The following is a 229-nucleotide window of genomic DNA, read 5'->3' on the forward strand; positions in this document are numbered from 1 at the left end:
GTCTCCTTCTCGGTACCCGCTGTCACCCTCAGGTGGCCCGGGATACCGACGTCGCGAATCAGTACACCGGCGTCGAGAAGCCCCTGCCACACTTCATGCGGGTTGTCCAAGCCACCGAAGAAGACATAGTTAGAGTCAGACACCGACGGTTTTAGGCCCATCCGCAAGAGCTCAGTCACAATACGATCGCGCTGAATCTTGATGTCTTCAACGTCAGCCATCAGGGCCT

At 57.2% G+C, this 229-nt stretch carries 1 protein-coding gene; it reads right to left on the reverse strand.

Annotation, left to right across the window (positions count from 1 at the left end; all coding sequences use genetic code 11):
- Window positions 1–229 (reverse strand): aminotransferase class I/II-fold pyridoxal phosphate-dependent enzyme (locus tag SB764_RS45225; protein ID WP_410867469.1); only part of this gene is annotated, 229 nt, incomplete at both ends.

This window comes from Paraburkholderia sp. SIMBA_027 (assembly GCF_046535315.1).
In the GTDB taxonomy this organism is placed as follows: domain Bacteria; phylum Pseudomonadota; class Gammaproteobacteria; order Burkholderiales; family Burkholderiaceae; genus Paraburkholderia; species Paraburkholderia tropica.